The sequence below is a fragment of the Candidatus Kuenenia sp. genome, assembly GCF_039794105.1.
Taxonomy (GTDB): Bacteria; Planctomycetota; Brocadiia; order Brocadiales; family Brocadiaceae; genus Kuenenia.
This window is the reverse complement of record NZ_JBDIWA010000003.1, coordinates 45674-66490: the sequence shown is the minus strand read 5'-3', so window position 1 is coordinate 66490 and position 20817 is coordinate 45674. Positions and strand designations below refer to the sequence as shown.

Sequence of the window (20817 nt, the reverse complement as noted above, 5' to 3'; positions counted from 1 at the left end):
TTTTTTTGACACATTAATTCTATTTGCATTAGAAAGGAATTGTTATGAAATTTTTTATTGATACCGCAGATGTAAAAGAGATAAGAGAAGCGCATGACCTTGGAATTCTCGACGGTGTAACGACGAATCCGTCCCTCGTTGCAAAAACGGGCAGACCGTTCCGTGAAACGCTTGAAGAAATTTGCTCCATAGTAAAGGGACCCGTGAGCGCTGAAGCGGTAAGCCTCGATACACAGGGCCTCGTGGATGAAGCTCGTGAGTTATCAAAAATTGCTGAGAATATAGTAGTAAAAATACCCCTGATAAAAGACGGGCTTAAGGCGGTGAAAATATTATCGGATGAAGGCATAAATACGAATGTTACCCTTTGTTTTTCTGCCAATCAGGCGCTGTTAGCGGCAAAGGCAGGCGCAACCTACATTAGTCCTTTTGTGGGAAGGCTGGACGACATAGGGCATACAGGAATGGACGTCATAGAGGATATACGGGCAATCTATGATAATTATGGGTTTACTACGGAAATAATTGTGGCAAGTATCCGGAACCCGAATCATGTTCGTGATGCGGCATTAATGGGAGCGGACATATCTACCATCCCCTTTAACGTTTTCAATTTGTTGGTGCAGCATCCGTTAACGGATGCCGGTATCAAAAAGTTTCTTGCCGATTGGGAAAAAGTTCCGAAAAAATAATAGTATAAGTCCGGCACAGGAAAATGATAAGAAGGGACTAAATTGATGATTTCAACAGACAAACAATAGATAAAAATTCAAAAACGCTGTTTTGCTTATTTCCTGGAGTGCTGCGCATTGTTTAACTTTACAAAAAACAAACTCATTATATCTGTTTTTTTTCTGTGTACATCTATGAAAGCCTTGTGTTTGTTGGGTTTCTAGAGATTTGTTGTTGGCACTTTTTAAAATTGAATCATGCCATATACGTACTTTGCTGGCTTACTTACTTAAGCGCGTTTATACAAAATTTAAAGATTTGCTCACAAAAAAGCCGGAGCTTTTTAAGGCAACACTGCGATGACCTGAACGCCCATCCGGTGTTGCCTTTTTTTATAGGAGATAATGCTATGTCAGGCAGAGAACCCTGCGTTGATATTAACGATATTAACTTTCCAGAATTAATCGGGGACTTGGTTGCCACTTGTTGATTGCTATAAATAAAATAGGTTATGTATACTTATAACTTTAAGGCGTCTTATGTTTGTCTTAGTGGTAATGTAGCCGGTTACAATCCAATCTGTATTGCCTTTCTATTGAAATGTGTTTTCCCTAGCTACAAATTAGCGGAATATGATATTGTAATAAAATCATCGAAGAATTTTTGGGTAAGTACGACTTTAATGCGACTTAATACACCGAACAACTATATACTTAACTCCTTTCCTTTTCAGTCTTTAAACGTGATTGTTTCTATGTTGTCTTTGATTTTATTGAAGAATATCAGTAATAAATCAAAACTCGTAACCCTTTATGGTTAAATGGTTTATTGGTAATAGATGGACGAAAAGCAAAATAAGGACAAGTTATTTTACTTGTTAATTTTGCCTCAAATATAACCTGTTATTAGGTCTCAAGCATGGTGATTTGAAACAACTATTTCCTGGTTATATATACACCCCCCCTGTAAAAGATACTGACCATTCACAGTCATTTCTGTATGATGACTATCTATAAATTGTAGCTAACCTGAAAAGGTTTTTTTTATTTTACAATCAATCCGGGACATTCTTATTTTTATCATCTACTTTCCAATCTGCCTGGTGGGTGCATTATACCCCTTCCAATCTGCCTGGTGGGTGCATTATACCCCTTACAATACGCCTGGTGGGTGCATTATACCCCTTACAATATGCCTGGTGAGTGCATTATACCCCTTACAATGCGCCTGTTTCGGTAATAAATACCGAACCCGGCGTATTTTGTTAATATATTAAGCGGCTTGTCCATTCACATGGTAATACCACCCCTTCTTGAATATCGCCGGGTTATCATGGACCCTGCAACAAAGCATCCATTTCTTAAACTTCCCCATAGATACTTCCCTTACCCCAGAATCGATTTTCTTGACATTTAACGACCAAAAACACCTTAGGCAGAACAAGAACGCCATTAAAGGCTGTTTAAGACGTTTTAGTCCTGCCTATCGTGTGAATATCTCTCAATCCTCACGTTTCAAATTTGCCGCAAATTTAGGCGGTTTGTTAAGGCATTAGAACCAGCGGGGGGGGATAGAACCCGCTATGCGGCTTTTGCCCTGTATGCATCGTTGAGCGGGTGTAGGGGGATTCGGCAGCAAATACCGAATGATTATGATGCGACAGAGATGAAGTCCGTCCCAAAATCAGAGAGTTCTTCGGATTGAGGAAAAGCTACTATCCCCCCTGCAAAAGATTCTATCCTTAACGGGTCATTTTCATATTATGATTGTTTATAAATTGTAGCTGATCTGAAAAAGGTTTTTAATTTTTATCCGCTTTTTGAGCTTTTTTGGAAAAAATGCGGTGTAAAATGTAAGTTGCTATAGGAAATCAAGGTGTAGTAGGTGTAGTAGGTGTAGTAACCTAGTAAATATAAGGCTTACAAGTCTATTTTCCTAACACACCTTTTTTTTTCTAATACACCTTACTACACCTTAACTACACCTTGCCACACCTCTACCGCACCTACTACCATCCCGGAATCCCTTGACTGGCGCGGGTTAATACACCTAATCACCTTACTACACCGTATTTTTCATTTGAGCAATCCCCTAGATTACATGCGGAAAAAATCCAAGAAAATTGCTGTTTGTTCTTGTTAAATAACAACTTATGTGATATTTGAGTCTGATTTGTTTTAACCACCTTCGTAATGAAGGTGGTTAAAGTGAATTCGTGGGGTGTCTTCATCATGAAGGTGGTACAGCACTTTCGCACCGGCCCATTAATAGCGAAAATTCTCTATTTATGAAACATCACAAATTTGTTATCTTTCCAGCAAGTCAGCCGGTGAAGAAAAGACCGAAGCAAACGGGAAAAGGTCTTTTGGGATTGTTTTTCGCTTAAAATATAATTTTTCCCTTGTAATTTTTTCGCGGCAATGATAGTACGTACCTAAGCGCGTTTATACAAAATTTAAAGATTTGCTCCGACAAAAAGCCGGGGCATTTTAAGGCAACACTGCGATGACCTGAACGCCCATCCTGTGTTGCCTTTTTTTTTAGGAGATAATGCTATGTCAGGCAGAGAACCTTGCAACGTCCCCCAATCGCAGGGAGAGACTATTGATATTAACGATCTTAACTTTCCAGAATTAATCGGGGACGCGGAAGTGCTTTTGCAAAAGCTGGCAGAGGAAAACCAGGCGGATTTATCAAAGGGTATTGATGAATTTTGTGAAAATGCTATGCAGGAATTCCAGGAATATTGCATTAAAAACGGCATTGATTGGGACAAATTATGATGAGATATGTTGCGATTTTAAAACAAAACATGTTTATACCGGAACGTGGTGCATTGGCAGTGCAAGTTGTTTTAAGCCAAATTTTACAGGGAGACGGGAAATTCACCGCCCATGTATGGCAACATACGGCATTTATTGCCGTATGTTGCCATGTGTAAAGTTTATCGCGGAGCGTATTATTTATGCCATAGCAATGCTATTTATTAGCCTGGTGGATGTAAAAATACCGGGGACTGTCCACTGTGAAGGCGGTCCCCGGTAAAAATCAATCCTTTTAGGAACCACCAGGCATAAAAATAAACTATAACTATCCACAAAAAAAAGGATCACACAGAGATATGTTCGACTCAACTACCCTGCGTCATAAGCTGGAAACCTCAACATGGGCGCACTTGCACGATATTTTCCGGCAGCAGGAATTCGCATCACTACCGCCGGAAAACCACCGGAAATATATTCGGGCGCTTGAAGAGGTACACGGTGATCCGCGTTTAAAAGAACTCTTTCGCCAGGCGCTGCGATCCACACAGGCCTATGTTAACGCCGTTTCGGAAAAAATAAACAAAGCCATTTATCCATCTGAATACGAAGACCCACCAGAGGACTGCAAGGAAAATTCCTGATAGCTTTCCGGAAATCTCAACCACGATTTTTCCCTGTCATACAGTCCAGGGTGTATATCCTTCCCATGTATTCCCCTTGAAAAGAGGTAGCTAAAAGGCCACTACCGAAAGCAGCCTGATTAACCCTTACCATCTCCGGAATATCTTGCCATAAAATTCATACATAACAGGGAAAACCCGCCGAACCACAGGACGGCGTGGTTCCCTGCATACCGGCAATTAATATCCCTTCATACGGAATAAAGGTAGCTTTACTATCTTTTTCATCCAATTGAAATGTTTCCCGGATGATCTTTTGGACTTCAAGTCCAAAAGACCCTATTTTAGGGGTCATAATCTGGTATGTTCTTAGCAATTGTGCCAGTGAGGATGGGTCTGTATACCCCAAAATCCTGGATGCAAAGGAGGATTCCTGATAGCTTTCCGGAAATCTCAACCCCGATTTTTCCATGTCATACAGTCCAGGGCGTATATTTATCCCATGTATTCCCTTTGAAAAGAGGTAGATAAAAGGCCACTACCGAAAGCAGCCTGGAGAACTCTTACTGTCGGCAGAACTCGTTTCTTGAAATACCATATCATCACAGTTTTGCGGGTATGCTATAACGCCGCAAAACACAGTCGTAATAAAAAAAAATATACAATAAATTATTGCAATACCGTCGAAAGTACGGTAGTACGTACATTGCAAGCTACATCTATCCACACATGGTAAATGTGAGCGGCGTTCAATCCTGGTGGTTTATCGATAACTACAAGGGTTCCTGGTTTTATAAAATACAAATATTCAGGAGGTCTTACGATGAAGAAACCCCGTAGCAACAAACCTCAAGTTAAAGAAACGCCCGACTTTTCTTCCGGCACTGGTGGTGCACGCAAGGCGCAAACAGTTAGTTATAAACCAACAGATAAGAAAACATACGACTTCCCGCTATTTGAAGAACCACCCGCCTTACCCGCCTTCCTGCCGGGGCGTGACTTATTCGACCAATGCTTTCGCTTCGCTGAAACCTACAATTTGCAGAATTTCCATGGAGTGCCGAGTTTTCACGGAAAAGAGCCCTACCACAAATTTTTTAAAAAAACAATATCCGGTCTTGACCCCACTGTTAAAAATTGGCTGGAATTTATAAAGGCGAATAACCGCCGGGTGATCATTGTCATAAGCGAGGATTACAGCCTTGTCAGCGGCATAGCAGCATTGACACTTTATAATGCATACGCTGGATTCGATTTTGTTTATGAAGACTACAGGGGATGGGCCAAGCAGGCTATTGAAAAATATTTATTCGACCCCGTTCAGAAACAGGAAGACCGTCCCCCAATGTTTCGCCATGACGAAACGTTTTCGCGCGGATATCTCCCATTGCTTGGGACATCGCTTGTCCTGCGAAATGTTAACCCTCACCACCTCAGATTCTTTGAGCGATTTATTAACATTTTCAGGAAGAACAAATACGTCCCAAGCGGATATCTTATCATTTCCGCGCCGGAGATACCGGCATTAAGCCAGGCAGAGCTTCGCTTATTTGAAATTTTCAACCCCAGCCAGGAACTGGTTTTTAATGAAAAGAAGAAAACCATTTCCTTCGGTGCTAAGTCAATACATATACCAATACAAAAAAATACAATCAAACTGATTAAGGCCATGGCGAAACTTTCAGGGGGAACAGGCAGTTGTGAGACTCCTGCCCTGTTTAAGGCGTTTGAGGGGCGGGAGTTGCCAGGAAAGGTGACGTCTGACGGGAGATACAAAAACCTAACACAGAAAGTTATCCCCCATGCGAATGAAATAATATCGGAACTAATAAACGAGACAAACTTTTTTGAAATAAATATGACACACGCGACGATCAAAAAAAATTGGGGTGTCAAGGTGGTGCCATAGCGTGGCGCAAACCCTTGTATTAAGCCGCTAGCGGGATGGCACCCCAAAAATTATTCTTGACACCATGTTTTTTGTTTTAAAAGAAAATTAAATATTTAAGATGCAAGTAGTTAATCAAAAAACATTTTTTAAACATTTTTCAGATGAAAGGAGACAAATAAAATGAACAAAAGTGAAGGCCGGAGATTATGCACAATTTATTTTGACCACTGTATGTACCAACAGGCTAAGTTGTATTGCTTTAAAATTGATAAAACTTTTTCAGAATTTGTGCGCTCCGCCGTGTCGATGCATCTTAAAAAAAATTTAAAAAAGGAGGCAGATAGAAATGCACCAAGGTCAAAAACAGTTACAAACTAACCACCCCTTTAAGGTTTCGCCAACCAGACCGACGGAGGCACAGTTAGAAAAAATCAACACGTTCACACGCCGCAAGTTTGAAACGGACGAAATATATATCGGACAGCTTCGGCTGGCGCACAACGCCATTGACCGGGACGGCGAGCGTTTTTCAGAAGAGGTGCTGGAGCGTTTCGCACAGACAATTATTAGGAAAACTATGTTATTCGATCATGGCAAGTTTGAATCAAGGAAAAATGCTATTGGCAAATTCTTTGACGTTGAGATTGAAAGGATGACCGTCCAAGAAGCCAAGAAAAACCTTGGGGAGGATCTCTTTTTGCCCCTTGGGGTTTCAGAAGTTCAGGTCCTATCCCCCTGGTTTTATATTCCTAGAAATGGCATTGACGAACAAACCATCACCAAAATCGACGCGGGCATTTACGACTACGCATCCATCGGCTTCCGCGCGGAAGCCCTTGTGCCAATAACAGGCCACGAAGGGGAAATCTTATATCGTGAATATCGAGGGGTAGGAAGGGCGACGGAAGCAGCAGAAGGCAGCCTTGTTTACCTGGGAGCACAACCGGGCATGGGCGTTAAATCAAATAAAACAGGGGAAATCGAGATGGGAAATAATTACGACGATCTATTAGTAGGGGATTACAAGGCATCAGAGGACCATTCTGACGAGCTGTGCCTGAGAGCAAATTGCGAGATTTGCAACCAGAAATCGGAAAAAAAACCACTTAAAACGAAAACTTTGAAAGAGGCGGAAGAGGATCTTTTGATCCCTGACGACTACCAGTAATTTTGAAAGGATAAAAATGGATATAAAAAAAATGTATCGTTTTAAGGTATATCTTAACCAGAATGGGATGAAGCCAGTTCCGTATTGGATCAGCAATGCCGGCGATCTCATTCAGGAAGACGAACTCTCAGACAAGACACTCTTTTGGGGGACGAGTGTGGAGGCACGTGTGGAACGGTCGAAACGAATTGGCGCGCACGGCGACTTTTCAGAGATGACCCGCTACGAGCTGTTTTTTGAGGTAATCGACCAGCAGAATATACCTGAAAAAATTTTGAAAAAATTAAAGGGGGGCACATGGCAAAGCAAGACGATCAAATAATGAATGTAACGGAACTTGCGAAGTACCTGGGCATGGGGTCGGGCGGTATCTACAGGCTGGTATGGCTGAGGAAAATTCCCACCATCCGTGTTGCGGGCTGTCGACTCATACGCTTCCGGAAGGGCGAGATCGACAAGTGGCTTGAAAGTTGTACAGTAGCGGAGCGCAGCCAGGAGTTTTAAAAAAATGCGGTCGGTCGGCGGCGTACCTCCATCGCCGACTTTAGGGGGCGGTCTCGCCGAAATTCCGCCCCCGCCGTTATCCTTGCCAAACTGGAAGGGTTAAAAAGTTACGAAAAATCAACCAAAAATCGAAGGTGAAAAAGATGAAAAAAAACCCCACAAAAAAGGAAATTCTAGCAGGTTTCAAGTTGTGCCTCAAATGCCCTACCCCTAATCGGGCGCGCCTTGTCAGGCGAGTCAAAGCGCTTTCATTTCTTTGCTTCCTTGATGGCCTCGATGCTCACCGAGCGGAAATTATGCTGGTTCTCAAAGCACTGGCTGAAACGTATCGCAAACACGCAGGGAGAGTAAAAAATGAAAGAAACAATTGACTTTCGTAGCTTTTATACAAAGCACATACCTAAATTTGAGGCAAACGGCAAGGCAGAGGTTTCGTGTCTCTGTCCTTTCCACGACGATATACACCCCTCCCTCTCAGTAAACCTGGAAAAGGGCATGTTCAATTGCTTCGCATGCGGGAAAAAGGGCGACGCGGTTATATTTCTGCAATTGCGCTATAATCTCGATAAAAAGGGCGCTATGAAAATGATTAGCGAGGAAGCAGTATCTCCACCACCTACCCCCGCCAGCGGCGGACAAATTAAACCTGATGCCAAAAGTCGGGGAACCGCGTATCTCAGCTTAAAGCAGGTGAAACTCATTCATACTCAACTCACAAAAAACGAGACTGCATTACAGACGTTTCGCAGCAAATACGGACTTTCTCTTGAGACGATAGAAAAATACTTTATAGGATACCAAAACGACCACTATGCCATTCCCATGGAGGCTGCGACCGACAAATGGACCATCAAGGAACACAAGGGGACGCAGACCAAAGGGGCGAAGGCAATGCTATACCCCAATATTGCTCCGGAAGGTTTGCCCTATATCATCATCACTGAGGGCGAATTTAAGGCGTTGCTGCTTAATCAGAATGGCTTTCCTGCGACCTCCGGCACCGCCGGGGCCGGGACGTGGAAACGGGAATGGAATGCTTTCTTTTGTGGCCTCAATGTAATCCTTGCATACGATAACGACGAGGCTGGAAAAGAAGGATCGCAAAAAGTGATTTACCATCTTCAAGGTACTGCAGGCAGCATAAAAACAATTGTATGGCCGTCCGGCATGGATTCCAAAGACCGGAAGGACGTAACGGATTACTTTGTTACGATGGGGAAAACTAAAGAGGATTTTCAGCGACTGGTTGATAATGCAAAAGAGGTTTTGTGTGAGATCAAAGAGATTGCCGGGATTAAGTTTATCGAACCCGAAGGATTTGAGGTTGAAGAGGGTCGCGTTGTTCAAACAACCTACTACGGCAATACCTCTGTGAAAAAACCTGCCTTTTATGCGCCGGTTTTCATCGTTGGAAGAGCTATAGACGTGGAGCTTGGCCTTGAAGACGTGAGAATTGCCTTCAAAAGGGACGGCAAGTTGAAATATACATGGGTATCTAAACGTGTCATTTCAGACTCGAAAAAAATACTGGAAATTTCCGATCAGGGACTGCCGGTGAACAGCCGCAATGCTGGAAAAATGGTTGAATACCTTGCAACCTTTGAGGCGTGTAATATGAATATTATTCCACGAACATATATTTCCAAGGGCGTTGGCAGAAAAACTATTGAAGGCAAACAGGTATTTATCCTCAATAAAATGGTGCAGGGAAACAAGACTTTTCAAGACGGGGAGGATATCTCCGTTGAGTTTTTCCCCGAACCGGGTTTCGAGCGCTTCGTCAAGGCATTAGAACCATCAGGGGCATATGAAAAATGGCGAATGGGTATAGAACCCGCGATAAAACACCCCTACGCGGCTTTTGCCCTGTATGCATCATTTGCGGCGCCGCTCTTACGGATGCTGAAAGCGCCCAATTTTATTATTGACTTCTGGGGGCAGACCAGCCTTGGCAAGACAACCGTCCTTGAGCTTGCTGCCAGTGTGTGGGGCAATCCTCATAAAGAAGCAGGCGGGTTAGTATTTGGATGGGACGCAACGCGGGTATTTCTTGAAAGGATAGCGAATTTCTTTTGCGATATTCCCATCTTCCCAGACGATTCGCAAACAGTTGACGACCGCACTATGACAAGTATGTTGTATCAGGTTGCAAACGGAGTAGGCAGGGGACGGGGATCAACGGCAGGCATCAGGCATACCCCTACTTGGCACACCATCTGTTTTTCAACCGGCGAACGTCCATTGTGCGAATGCACAAATTTTTCAGGTGCGAGGGCGCGGACTATTGAACTGTATGGCAGCCCTTTCCCGAATGCGGGCGCTGAGTTTATTAATGATCTTAAACAATGCATTCGAGAAAACTATGGGCATGCGGGTATAAAATTCATACAAGGTCTTTTGTCACTTTGGAATAGCCAGGTTGAAGTGGCAAGGCTTAAATCGGATTACAAGATGTACCAGCGGGCATTGTCGGCGGAAGCAAGTTCAGAAGTGGGCGACAGGTACAGTCAGTATTTTGCGGTAGTAAAACTGGCGGCTGATCTTGTAAACAATATTCTTGGTATTGATGACGCTGTTACGGCGAAGGAGAATATCGACAAGGTATTTGATCGTGTGATTGATGAATCGCTAGAGGATGTTGATATCGGCACACGTGCAATGCAATTTCTCATGTCATGGGCAAGCGGTAATGAAAAATACTTTAAAAAAACCGATGGTGAATCGTATGGACAGTGGAAGGATGGGGAATACATTGGGGTTTATCCGCATAAGCTTGCAGAGGTTTTGAGGCAAGAAAAATACTCGGTAAGGGGAGTATTAAAAGCGTGGGCGGAAAAGAAGTGGATTAAGGTCGAAGGCGGAAAGTTTACATGTTCACGGACGGTCAGGATAGAAGAGGGAACAACTAAGAATAGACGGTTAACCATTATCCCATGGCACGTAGTCAAAAGTTTCAACGATATCTGATATACAACTTTTTCTGAGGTAAAAATATGATACAAAGCACACTCAAAAAACTGAAATCGCCTGTTTCACGCATCGGCGGCAAGGCGCGTCTTGCGCCATGGCTGAGGGCGTTTATCCCTGACCACGTGGTTTACTGCGAACCCTTCTGCGGCGGGGCGAGCCTGTTATTCGCCAAAGGCCCAACATCGCGGGTAGAGATTCTTAACGACAAAGATAATTTCCTCATCGAGTTTTTCTCCGCCATTCGCAAACCCAACATCCTCCGGGAAATACAGGAATATTTAGACAGCATGCCCATTTCGCGCACCTACTGGCAGCATTTAAACCGCAAGTGGCATCGCCGCAAGCCAGGCGAGTTGATCCCTGCATTGAGCGAATGGTTTTACCTCAACAGATTAACCTTTGCCGCTGATCAAAAATATGGCGGCTTTGCCGCGCCTTCATTAACAGGCAGAAACCCTGGCGTTACCTTCAGGAATGTTGTAAAAAACCTTTCCGAAATGGCAAAAAGGCTTGAAAATGTCCTCTTTGAGTGTGTATCTTTCTGGGAATGCATTAAAAAATATGATTCGCCACGCACTTTTTTTTATGTCGATCCCCCATATTTATCGTGCGAGCGCTTTTACCCCGATACGTTTGGGATGGTTGACCACGTTCGCCTGGCAGAATTACTGCACGAAATCAAGGGCAAGGTGATGATCAGCCATACCGATCATCCCTTCCATAGCGAGTACTACGCAGGCTGGACGCGGTATCAGCGGCAATCCTTCAAAGGCAGCCACAAGAGCGTCGGCGGCACAAAACCACGGACGCTGGAATGTGTATGGCTGAATTATTAAAATGGTCCGGATGACGGCACAACTGAAAAAACGTCACGGGTTACTGGGGTTCCCTGGCGACTCTTTTTGCAGGTGTGTCGTTGCCGGTTACCGAGGCGGGCGGGTAGTTGAATTAAAAAAAAGTGCCTGTGGGACTTCCACCCACGGGCAGCCTCTTTAAAGAGACTGCCCGTCTGCCATGGGCGCGACTCCGGAATCCTTCGCCGGGGTCGCTGCCCATATTTTTCGATGCAGGGTGGGCAATATCCACCAGAACAAAACCGGGGGGGGCAACAAACATGAACATAAACTTTATCGACATGCTGTCATATTTGTTCCTGTTCGAAATCATCAGAGCGTTTCTCTGCGTATGCCTTGCCTGGTTTTGACGTGATAGCCTGAAAAAACACAAAAGTAAGCGTAAGAATAAATAACACTTGACAAATAGTTTGAGAGTACGGTAAACGTACTCAAATACTGGTGTTGACGGACGCCATAGAGAATATGCCTGATAAAACAGGCAGCTAAAGGCAACGGCATTCTTGAACCGTCATTCAAGGGTGTTTGTTGCCTTTTTTATTTCAGGAAGGAGGGGGATGACGCCGGGAAAGTTTGCCTGATTTGTATTTTATTTTTTTTGTTTTTTTATGGAGATTGAAAAAATGAAACAAGTTTGCCAGGGTAAAATATACAACACCGAAACATCGGAGTTGTTGTATACAAATATTAGCTGCCTCACAGAAACAGAAAAAGAAGACTTGTATATTACGGAAAATGGAGATTATTTTATAGCCTATGGTATCAAAAACGCAATCGCACACTCCGGTATATACCCTCTTACAGATAAGGAAACTGTGCAGTGGCTGGCAGACCGGCGCACCAGCGGCTTTCTCTGTGAGCGTTCCTCCGAAATATTGGCAATTAACAATCTTACTAAACTTAAATATGAATTTCTCAGGTTAAAAAAATTATCGTACAAGGTAGAGGTCACAGCTCAAGCGAGCATGCAGGGTAGAGTTCTTGACCCCTGCGTGTACCTCAGCATCAGCGATGCATTAAATAGGATTATGGATAAGTTCGGACGAGTAGTCTTTGACGTTGGCAATCCTTCTAGACTTAAAAATATTTTTACCAGGTTGGCAGTATTATCGTGCGCGGTAGAGGGCGCAGCTCAAGCGAGCATGCTGGATGACGTTTTTGACCCCCTCTTGTACTGCGGCATCAGCGCTGCATTAAATAGGATTATGGATGAGTTTGAAGTCTTCGTTTCTGAAATTATAACAATCAATTTTCATTTTTTGATAATGGAGGCGCCACATGAGCAATGAAAAGAAAGGAGCATGATCCACATGGCTACAAGAGAAATTGCCATGTATCCGGGCAATGGAAAGACATTTTCTGAAAACTTTGAGGTCTGTCATGTTTGGAATTGTGATTTTTGGGAAGAAAGGATATTAGAAAAATGGATTTAACGGAAGATCAAGCATTAATAGTCAAACTAATAGGAATGTTGCAGGAGGAAAACCAGGACGTCAGGAGGGTGGCTATCGCAGATATAAACTGGTATTTTAGAAAAATGGATGAAATGGATTTAGACGAAACGGATTCAACGGAAGATCTAGCATTAATAGTCAAACTAATAGTCGGCAGTGTATGGAAAGGACATAGGGGTATGGTAAAAAATCTAGCATTAATAGTCAAACTAATAGGAATATTGGGGGGGGAAAACCAGGAGGTCCGGGAGGCGACTATTAAAAAAATAAACTGGCTTTATGAAACCAGGAATGCCAAATTTAAGGAGGAAGACCGCGGGGAAAGGGAGCTAAAGAAAAACCAATGCCGGGTGATCCGCTTCCAATCTATAGCAAGATGAAGCATGGCAACGCCGGTTTTGTACGGTAAAGATTCTGGCATTGTGGGCAAAGGGGATTAAGTAGGGATTAAGATAGTACTGGCCTGTGGCGTCCCGGGTCGGAAATGGTGTCGGGTTATTACGGGAGGGTAAAGGATGAAAAAAGTAATTGATGGGAAGATTTGCAACAAAAAGGGACTGGTGAGCGGATTTAACTGCGATATCCACGGAGGCTACGTCGAATTCAAGGAACCTATACAGAAATCAGAGGTATTGTGCCCCTCGTGCGGGCATCCTATCTGCCCTGAATGTGCTTGTATGGAAGAAGGCCCCGCCACAATAGACGAGGCGCGGGAGTATGTAGCCTCCTGCGAGAGCAACGCCGGCTACGCCTGTTGCGTGAACTGTGGGGATTACTCAGTGGCATTCATGCTGAGGTTCCTAAAACTCAAGGGCTGCCCCATTCCGCCGGAGTGCGAGGGCTTTACCCAGCCGAAGCGAGAGGCGCTCTGTTACACGACGGCGACCGTTGGCGCGCTGCCAAACGTGGACGACATTATTCGTGCCGCCGAGGAAGCCTTTGATAAAGGCACCTCGGGAATTATCAAGATACCGGACGCAACCGGGGAGATTTGGGCAATACCAGAAAGACACCTTAAAGGGTGGATCGTCACAATTTGTTATCCGGCAGAAATATGAAAAAATGGTGTCGGGTTATTACGGGAGGGTAAAGGATGAAAAAAGTAATTGATGGGAAGATTTACAACACAGAGACAGCTGAGTTATTACACGCATGGAGTAATGGCAAGTATACGTCGGATTTTGGATATATAAAGGAATCATTGTACCGGACAAAAAAAGGCGCTTATTTCATAGCCGGGGAAGGCGGCGCCAAGACGGGATATGCCAGAGCATGCGGGAGTAATAGCGTATGCGGCGGGGAAGGAATTGATGTAGTTTCCTAGCAACAAGCGATGACATGGCTGGAAGAACATGCCGGGACGCGATTATCGACACGGTAAGCGCCTTTTATAAGACCAGTAAAGACTGAAAAGGAAAGGAGTTAAATATATGGCTGTTCGGTGGAAAAAATACAATGCTGCGTGCAAAGGCAAACGTGCTGAGGGCAACAGATACGGCAAGGTTATTGAGAAAGGAATTAAATGCAATGGCAGGCGTGGATCACATTGCCCCCAAGGCGTCTCTAACCCTTGCGGGGCATGGTCGATTGATTACCGCGAAATTAACGGCCGGTGGGTTTCAAAGGTCTTTCCAGGGATATCGAAGACGGAAGCAAAGGAATGTTTTGAAGATATCAGGTCGAATATTCGAAGGGGGCTGATAGGATTGCCACAGGCGAGGAAGGTACCCGTTCTGAGTGATTACTCAAATAAGTATTTGGAGCTATCAAAAGGGAATAAAGAAAACACACTCCTGGCAAAGCGGAGGGCTGTTAAGGTTTTGGTGAGATATCTTGGAGATCATCGTTTGGATAAAATTACGCCGTTTATGATTGAGCGATTCCGTATGGAGCGAAAGGAGAAGGATGATGTCAAGGAAATCGTTATTAATCAGGATGTCGCATTTCTTGGCAGTATTTTCAATACAGCAATAAGAGAAGGATTAATCGATAAAAACCCATGTTCTCAAGTAAAAAAAGCAAGGATAGCGCAGACGAAGGATCGGGTTTTAGCACAAGAGGAAATAGCCGTATTGCTTGATAAATTGCAAGGAAAAGATCGCCTGATGGTTTTGATAGGGCTTTTTACCGGATTACGTTTGGGCGGTGTTTTGGGCCTCTCATGGGATGATATAGCCCTGGATAAAGGCTTAATTCACTCTAGCCATAAAACCGGTAAGATGGTATCTATACCTTTATCGAAGTACTTGGTGGGTGAACTTCTTGCGTGGAAGAGCGCTAATACTGGAAACACGTTATTTATTGATGGTAAGATAACAAAATGTGTGGTTGTTAGGTATAGCGGTTACTTTAGTAAACTATTCAGGGATTTAGGTATTAAAAATTTCACCTTCCACAATCTGAGACATACCTTTGCAAGTATCCTTCAGGGCGAATTGGGTATTGGTGCAATAGTTGTTCAGGGTATGACAGGGCATTCCAGTTTAGGGATGTTGCAAAAGTATTCCCATACCGGTATGGATTCAAAGAAAATGGCAATCAATGCCTTAACAGAACATGTATTGAATACTACAACACAAAGAGGTATAATCGCCACGGCATAACAGGAAAACAACAACAAAAACAAGTCGTACCACGTTCGCATTCTGAGTCAAAATAGAACAAAATCAATTAGGCCAGGCAAATAAGACATGTGTTCCTTACTATTGAATTTACTGATTAGATAAGGATAGGAAGGAATAAATAGAAACAGATAAAAATATGATAAAATACACAAAAAACAAACTCATTATATTTTTGCTCATCTTTTCGTTCCTGCCGTTATTTATCATGCGTCTTGTTGTTTATCCCATTGCTTTCAATGCGTTAAGGGATGAAATTATTCGTAATTTGGGGCTTGCGGCAAATAAACAGTCTGAATTAATTGCGGCATGGATGGAAGGCCGCTTATCAAATGCCCGGCACATCGCAAAGAATCCGTTCTTAATTCAAGCAATGCAAACTGGGAATGCGCCTGTCATTGATATTAACGAATATTTTAAATCCATTTGCAGCGATTTTGGCTATAAAGAGATTTTTTACGCTGGCCGTAACGGAGAAATTTTATTTGCATCCAACAAGGCACTGTACGGTGAAAATATATTGGAACAGGATTACTATCGCAGGGCAATTGCCGGGGCATTTTTTGTATCGAATATAAAATCCTCCCGGGAACTCACCGGCAATGTTGCCGGATTCCCGGAGGCAGATACACCGGCAATGATCATGTCCTTGCCGGTAAAAGACACTCAGGATGCAATTTTAGGGGTGCTGGCGGTATGTGTGGATGTTGCCGAAATAGACAGGGTGATGAAAAGTGTTCATTTCGGGAAAACGGGAGAAACATACCTGATAAATAAAAACGGATATATGTTAACTACCTCAAGGTTCACTGATGAATTACTTCAGGCTGACCGTATCAAAAAAAGGACCCCATTGGAGTTAAAAATTGTTGATCCTTACACGAAAAAGCCGACAAAAGGAGCGCTTGAATGTATTAACGGCGGGGAAGGCTATGATGCGCATGGTTATCCGGATTACAGGGGAGTACGGGTACTTGGCTTTTGGCATTGGATGCCGGATTATGATTGGGGGGTAATCGCGGAGATAGACGTCAATGAGGGGTATGGAAAACTTTATACACTGCGTGATTCTGTCATGTTTGTTTTCGCCTTTTTAGCGATGGGGATCGTTATTGTTGTCTTTCTTCTTGGAAAAAATGTTCCCCTGCCTCACCGTTAAAACATTTTTTCGCGGAGGCTGTTTATCATTCTCACTCTCATGATTTCGGAATAATATTTCTCGATGTACCTTTCCATTTTTGCCCTGTGTGTTTTCATTGCACATTCAATTTCTTTCGGTTTTGCGTAAAAGCAGTACCAGCTAAGAAAATTTTGTTTTTCCATTTCAGCATCTGTTATCACCATAATTACCTCCTGTTTTAGAAAATTTTATCATTCACTACTTTCTGTTTTTCCCCTTATCCGGATAAAGAGCAATAATAATGCCAAATATTAATTTATTAAATAATATTGTACTAAGTTACGTATTGCCATAGCAATGTGACTATTACAAATAACCGTTTTATTTTTTTTAAGCGGTATTTTTTTATAATTAAAAATGCAAAACCTGCATATTTTTTCCACACACACGTTGAGATAGGTTTGCCTTTAAAGTTTGTTCTACTATGAAAAGTATTGTAACAATTTAGTTTTTTGAAAAATTCCAATAATAGCGATGTTTTCCGCACAGTGTAGGGGCGAAGCATTTGCCCGTTTGGGTATGAACGCATTTATGACAATTTATAGCAAATGCTTCGCCCCTGTTTTTGACTATATGTGTGAAACTTGTTGAAAAACAGTATTGATTCCTAAAAGCTTCGTTAAAAGAAAAGAGGAATGAGGCGTTGATTACAAAAAAGGCGCAAAGAAGTTTATTTGATACAGTCCGTGATGATGCAAAAAAATCACCCCTGGCAGACAGGATGAGGCCGCGAAATCTCAGTGAATTTGTGGGACAGGAACACCTCGTGGGGGAGGGCAAGATGCTGAGAAGTTTTATCGAAAATAAAGAACTTGTTTCATTAATCTTTTGGGGTCCTCCGGGTGTTGGGAAAACAACGCTTGCCTTGATTATTGCAAATGCGATGAACGCACATTTTATAACATTTTCAGCGGTACTCTCCGGTGTAAAAGAAATACGGGCGGTTATTGAGGAGGCAAAGGAACAGCTTAAATTCCATGGCAAAAGGACGGTTCTTTTTGTTGATGAAATTCATCGGTTTAACAAAGCCCAGCAGGATTCTTTTTTACATCATGTGGAGGATGGTACTATTACTTTAATAGGTGCAACAACGGAAAACCCCTCCTTTGAGGTCAATTCACCTCTCTTGTCACGATGTAAGGTACTTGTTTTAGAACCGCTCAGAAAGAGCCATATCATTGCTATTTTGTTAAAGGCCTTGTCGGATAAGGAACATGGTTTGGGCGGCCAGAAGATAGAAATACCGCAAGACGTCATTGATTTTATAGCGGAGTTTTCGCATGGTGAGGCAAGGGCGGCTCTGAATACCCTGGAAACTGCCGTTATGCTTGCGCGTCCAAACAAAAAAGACATTCGCATTGTCACCATGGAAATTGCCAGGGAGGCAATGCAGCGAAAGGCATTACTCTATGACAAGGGGGGAGAAGAGCATTACAACGTGATTTCCGCTTTCATAAAGTCAATGAGGGGAAGCGACCCCGACGCCGCACTCTATTGGTTGGCGCGTATGCTGGAGGCGGGTGAGGACCCTCTCTTTATTGTGCGGAGAATGGTCATATTTGCAGCGGAAGATATCGGCAATGCCGACCCGGCCGCCCTTCAATTAGCCGTATCGGTGAAAGATGCGTTTCATTTTGTAGGTATGCCTGAAGGATGGATACCGCTTGCGCAGGGGGTCACCTATCTTGCCTGTGCGCCGAAAAGTAATGCGTCGTATATGGCATATTTAGCGGCGATAAAAGATGTAAGAGAAAGAGGGGCACTGCCTGCACCAATGCATGTAAGAAATGCGCCTACCACTCTTATGAAGGAGATGGGATACGGCAAGGATTATAAATATCCACACAGCTTCGGTGGATATGTTGAACAGTCGTATCTGCCAAAAGAATTGGATGGTAAGGAATATTACCATCCGACGCAAAATGGATTTGATGCAGAAATCAGGAAACGACTTTCCTTTTATAAGGGTAAGCGAAAAGGTCAGGAGGATAAATAGTCTATGTCCGCATTTTTTTCGCTTTGGTGATAAACAATCCGGATCCCTTTTTTCTTCTTTTAAAACTCGTTAATAATATTTCCGCTTCGCGAAAAGGGAGTGTTACAAAAGAATACTTATCAAGAATCTGCACGTCCCGTATTTTTTCACTCGCGATATTTGATATATCCTTGATATACGTCACTAATTTTTTGTGTGTTAATCCTTCCTGTTTCCCCTGTGTTACAAAGAGCCTTGTTTTCCCTTTCTTGTCAACTACTGCCTCTTCTATTTCAACATAGCGTTTTTCATTAAGTTCATCTGGAAAGGAATACTGCAGTAATGCAGATATGATATCTTCGGGGTTTTTATGTTCGGTCAATTCTTTTGCCATTTCAATGTAGCAATTATGGGCGTTTAAATCCACTATTTCATTAATATGGTCTTTAATTTTAAGTTTTTTTGCCTGTATAATATCTTCTATCTTTGGAAGTTTTTCCTTGCGAATGTCCGTCTTTGCAGCTTTTTGTATAAATTGCAGTTTCCTGTATTCTTCCGGGGTTATAAATGTTATAGCAATTCCCCCTTTCCCCGCGCGTCCGGTGCGCCCAATCCTGTGGACATATGATTCAGGGTCCTGCGGAAGGGAGTAATTTATTACATGGGAAAGGTTGTGAATGTCTAATCCCCGCGCCGCCACATCAGTTGCGATAAGTATGTTGATCTGGCGTTTTTTAAATTTGGCAAGAATCTTTTCTCTCAGGCTTTGAGATATATCACCGTGCAATGCGTCCGCATCGTAACCGCGTTCAATCAGATGGCTGGCAACGGCGTCAACATCAATTTTTGTCCGGCAGAAAACAAGTCCGTAAAATTCCTTCTCGATATCTATTATCCTGCAAAGCGCTTCAAATTTGTCCGCCGCAAATACCTCAAAATAAATCTGATCTGTCCGGCTTACGGTAAGCTGTCCGGCGTTGACTTTCTGCACGTCAAAGTCTCGCATATAATTTTTGGCTATTTGCATTATTTCAAAGGGCATAGTCGCAGAAAACAACAAAGTCCTTTTTTCATGTCCTGTGTTTTCAATGATTTCTCTGACGTCATCAATAAAGCCCATATTCAGCATTTCATCCGCTTCATCAAGGACAAGAAACGATATTTTGCCTATTTTTAATGTGCCCCGTTTCAGATGATCAAGGACACGGCCTGGCGTGCCGACAACAATATCAATCCCCTTTTTAAGGCTTCTTAGCTGTAATTCCATGGATTGCCTTCCGTATATGGGAACAATGCTCAATCTTTTCTTTCCTTTCAGCGAATTGAGTTCCTCTGCCACCTGAATTGCCAATTCTCGTGTTGGAGTGAGTACCAGTGCCTGAACATTTTTTGATTTTTCCTGCAAGAGTTCAAGAATGGGAAGTCCAAATGCCGCGGTTTTGCCTGTTCCCGTCTGCGCCTGCCCCACGATATCCTTAGTTCCACTCAGTATTGCCGGTATGGTTTTTTGCTGAATTGGCGTAGGTTCTTCGTACCCCTTTTCCTTTAACACCTTCAGTGTTGATTCTGACAGTCCTAAACTTTCAAATGATTCCATAGATTATTTCTATCCTTACACTATTTAAATAGGTATAAAATTTGTAACTATCGCGAATAATACACGTTATCTGCAAAGACGTCAACTATACAAAAATTGCATTGATTCGGCAACATGTTTTCCCCTTTTGTATCGGTGCTGCAAATAGAAAAAACATTGCTTTTTTATCAAAAATTTTAAACCGCCTTGTGTATCTTATTACCCCTCCTTTGTCCATTCCTTGTGTAAGAGAGCCGCGGGGTTGCTATACTCGATACGTGCACAATTTGTGATTTACCCCGTGAGAAAGAAAGCCTGTCCGTGCCACCCTATTATCAATTTAAAATTCACATTTTATGAACATCTTGAGTATATACAATGTAAGGTTTCAGAAACTCACGGGCTAAGTGTGCCAGTGTTAAGTATACATCTGATCACAATTTTACAAAAAGCGCCTGAGAAAATAAGGGAAGGGGCTTGGACTTTTTTTATTAACGGTGGCAGAAAAACCACAGAAAGAAAATCTGTGAGAGTATTTTACCATAAAACAATTGTTGATAACATGTC

Annotated in this window: 22 protein-coding genes; 18 read left to right on the top strand and 4 right to left on the bottom strand. The window is 42.9% G+C overall.

The genetic code is table 11. The annotated features are described in order from the left end of the window. The first annotated feature begins 44 nt into the window (after window positions 1-44). The 4 genes from fsa (at window position 45) to ABJL82_RS03110 (ending at window position 4078) form a co-directional block, all read left to right on the top strand. Window positions 45-692: a fructose-6-phosphate aldolase gene (gene fsa / locus ABJL82_RS03125; protein ID WP_347273253.1), complete on the top strand. Its 648-nt coding sequence runs from the start codon at window positions 45-47 to the stop codon at window positions 690-692. A 2535-nt stretch (window positions 693-3227) separates the two neighbouring features. Beyond that, the gene (locus tag ABJL82_RS03120; RefSeq protein WP_347273252.1) at window positions 3228-3455 is read left to right on the top strand and encodes a hypothetical protein; all 228 of its coding nucleotides are present in this window, start codon (window positions 3228-3230) and stop codon (window positions 3453-3455) included. After that, a complete protein-coding gene (locus ABJL82_RS03115; protein ID WP_347273251.1) occupies window positions 3452-3613 on the top strand; it encodes a hypothetical protein in 162 nt (53 codons plus the stop codon). Before ABJL82_RS03120 ends, ABJL82_RS03115 begins: the two co-directional genes overlap by 4 nt. A 180-nt stretch (window positions 3614-3793) precedes the next feature. After that, the gene (locus ABJL82_RS03110; RefSeq protein WP_347273250.1) at window positions 3794-4078 is read left to right on the top strand and encodes a hypothetical protein; all 285 of its coding nucleotides are present in this window, start codon (window positions 3794-3796) and stop codon (window positions 4076-4078) included. A 157-nt stretch (window positions 4079-4235) separates the two neighbouring features. Here ABJL82_RS03110 and ABJL82_RS03105 read toward each other — a convergent pair whose 3' ends face one another. Then, window positions 4236-4529, bottom strand: a complete 294-nt coding sequence (locus ABJL82_RS03105; protein WP_347273249.1) for a hypothetical protein — start codon at window positions 4527-4529, stop codon at window positions 4236-4238. A gap of 351 nt (window positions 4530-4880) precedes the next feature. On the opposite strand from ABJL82_RS03105, the gene ABJL82_RS03100 reads away from it, so the two are divergent. The 6 genes from ABJL82_RS03100 to ABJL82_RS03075 all read left to right on the top strand — a co-directional run bounded on the left by ABJL82_RS03100 (window position 4881) and on the right by ABJL82_RS03075 (window position 11426). Continuing rightward, complete coding sequence (locus ABJL82_RS03100) at window positions 4881-5966, top strand: hypothetical protein (RefSeq protein ID WP_347273247.1); 1086 nt, start codon at window positions 4881-4883, stop codon at window positions 5964-5966. Window positions 5967-6294: 328 nt separating this feature from the next. Beyond that, complete coding sequence (locus ABJL82_RS03095; protein WP_347273246.1) at window positions 6295-7116, top strand: hypothetical protein; 822 nt, start codon at window positions 6295-6297, stop codon at window positions 7114-7116. A 16-nt stretch (window positions 7117-7132) separates the two neighbouring features. Then, a complete protein-coding gene (locus tag ABJL82_RS03090) occupies window positions 7133-7438 on the top strand; it encodes a hypothetical protein (RefSeq protein WP_347273245.1) in 306 nt (101 codons plus the stop codon). Next, entirely contained in the window at window positions 7414-7620 is a 207-nt protein-coding gene (locus tag ABJL82_RS03085) for a helix-turn-helix domain-containing protein (protein WP_347273244.1), read from the top strand. Before ABJL82_RS03090 ends, ABJL82_RS03085 begins: the two co-directional genes overlap by 25 nt. A 354-nt stretch (window positions 7621-7974) precedes the next feature. Next, entirely contained in the window at window positions 7975-10587 is a 2613-nt protein-coding gene (locus tag ABJL82_RS03080) for a DUF927 domain-containing protein (RefSeq protein WP_347273243.1), read from the top strand. Window positions 10588-10613: 26 nt separating this feature from the next. Beyond that, complete coding sequence (locus ABJL82_RS03075; protein ID WP_347273242.1) at window positions 10614-11426, top strand: DNA adenine methylase; 813 nt, start codon at window positions 10614-10616, stop codon at window positions 11424-11426. Window positions 11427-11538: 112 nt separating this feature from the next. Here the strand turns inward: ABJL82_RS03075 and ABJL82_RS03070 are convergent, their stop codons facing one another. Then, entirely contained in the window at window positions 11539-11757 is a 219-nt protein-coding gene (locus tag ABJL82_RS03070; protein ID WP_347273241.1) for a hypothetical protein, read from the bottom strand. A gap of 310 nt (window positions 11758-12067) precedes the next feature. Here ABJL82_RS03070 and ABJL82_RS03065 point away from each other — a divergent pair, with 310 nt between their 5' ends. From ABJL82_RS03065 to ABJL82_RS03035, 7 genes are all read left to right on the top strand, one after another. Then, window positions 12068-12733 carry a hypothetical protein gene (locus ABJL82_RS03065; RefSeq protein WP_347273240.1) on the top strand — a complete coding sequence of 222 codons (666 nt, stop codon included), beginning with the start codon at window positions 12068-12070 and terminating at the stop codon, window positions 12731-12733. Between the two features lie 21 nt (window positions 12734-12754). Next, window positions 12755-12877, top strand: coding sequence for a hypothetical protein (locus ABJL82_RS03060; protein WP_347273239.1), 123 nt, complete (start codon window positions 12755-12757; stop codon window positions 12875-12877). Beyond that, window positions 12868-13278 (top strand): hypothetical protein, encoded by a 411-nt coding sequence (locus tag ABJL82_RS03055; RefSeq protein ID WP_347273238.1) that lies wholly within the window; start codon window positions 12868-12870, stop codon window positions 13276-13278. The genes ABJL82_RS03060 and ABJL82_RS03055 overlap by 10 nt, the downstream gene beginning before the upstream one ends. A 135-nt stretch (window positions 13279-13413) precedes the next feature. Further along, the gene (locus ABJL82_RS03050) at window positions 13414-13956 is read left to right on the top strand and encodes a hypothetical protein (protein WP_347273237.1); all 543 of its coding nucleotides are present in this window, start codon (window positions 13414-13416) and stop codon (window positions 13954-13956) included. Window positions 13957-13991: 35 nt separating this feature from the next. Beyond that, the gene (locus tag ABJL82_RS03045; RefSeq protein WP_347273236.1) at window positions 13992-14222 is read left to right on the top strand and encodes a hypothetical protein; all 231 of its coding nucleotides are present in this window, start codon (window positions 13992-13994) and stop codon (window positions 14220-14222) included. 106 nt (window positions 14223-14328) lie between these two features. Further along, window positions 14329-15501 (top strand): tyrosine-type recombinase/integrase, encoded by a 1173-nt coding sequence (locus ABJL82_RS03040; protein WP_347273235.1) that lies wholly within the window; start codon window positions 14329-14331, stop codon window positions 15499-15501. A gap of 157 nt (window positions 15502-15658) precedes the next feature. Next, window positions 15659-16678, top strand: coding sequence for a cache domain-containing protein (locus ABJL82_RS03035; protein ID WP_347273234.1), 1020 nt, complete (start codon window positions 15659-15661; stop codon window positions 16676-16678). Here ABJL82_RS03035 and ABJL82_RS03030 read toward each other — a convergent pair. Then, entirely contained in the window at window positions 16675-16863 is a 189-nt protein-coding gene (locus ABJL82_RS03030) for a hypothetical protein (protein WP_347273233.1), read from the bottom strand. The two genes, ABJL82_RS03035 and ABJL82_RS03030, sit on opposite strands and share 4 nt — an antisense overlap. A 557-nt stretch (window positions 16864-17420) precedes the next feature. Between ABJL82_RS03030 and ABJL82_RS03025 the strand changes: the two genes are divergently transcribed. Beyond that, window positions 17421-18695 carry a replication-associated recombination protein A gene (locus tag ABJL82_RS03025; protein ID WP_347273379.1) on the top strand — a complete coding sequence of 425 codons (1275 nt, stop codon included), beginning with the start codon at window positions 17421-17423 and terminating at the stop codon, window positions 18693-18695. A gap of 1 nt (window position 18696) precedes the next feature. On the opposite strand, the gene ABJL82_RS03020 is transcribed toward ABJL82_RS03025, so the two are convergent. Continuing rightward, complete coding sequence (locus ABJL82_RS03020) at window positions 18697-20271, bottom strand: DEAD/DEAH box helicase (RefSeq protein ID WP_347273232.1); 1575 nt, start codon at window positions 20269-20271, stop codon at window positions 18697-18699. Between the last annotated feature and the right edge of the window lie 546 nt (window positions 20272-20817).